Origin of the sequence: Psychrobacter sp. I-STPA6b, assembly GCF_020662265.1 — a bacterium.
In the GTDB taxonomy this organism is placed as follows: Bacteria; Pseudomonadota; Gammaproteobacteria; order Pseudomonadales; family Moraxellaceae; genus Psychrobacter.
On the sequence record NZ_VEWM01000134.1, the window covers coordinates 1 to 485 of the forward strand.

The following is a 485-nucleotide window of genomic DNA, read 5'->3' on the forward strand; positions in this document are numbered from 1 at the left end:
GATTAATAGCCGAAACTTCCATGGCATCTATTTGTTCTGTTACTTTCCTCGAGCCTAATTCGGCACCTATTCCGGATGATATTTTTCCTGCACAGATCAAAGCAGTAATGACCGGAGCAATTTCACGAATTAAAGAAAGCGCCACCATTCCCGGAAGCCAGGATTCTGAACCAAATTTTACTAACGTTGGCCTTGCTTGTAAGGTAAGTACCAAACCCATGATAAAACCTGTCATAGCTACCAGTGGTAAGGATTTATAGCCCATAACATAACATTGTTTCAGAAATGTTCTGGTTTCATAAGGAGGTACAAATACCTCTCTAAAAAACCTCGTTGCAAATACAGTTGCATTTCCGATTTCTTCGAATGTATATTTTAAGGTGAGTATCAAAATGTTTCGTGTTGAAAGTTGTGTATAAGCTGAAAATCAGTTTTTTAACAATTTGGGCTTCTCTTTTGATTATAGATGAAAGTTACCTCTATAC

1 protein-coding gene is annotated in these 485 nt (G+C 37.3%); it reads right to left on the minus strand.

Annotation, left to right across the window (positions count from 1 at the left end):
• A partial coding sequence (locus FHK88_RS14035; protein ID WP_227431345.1) for an MlaE family ABC transporter permease occupies positions 1–391 on the minus strand: 391 nt, incomplete at its 3' end.
• Positions 392–485 lie beyond the last annotated feature (94 nt).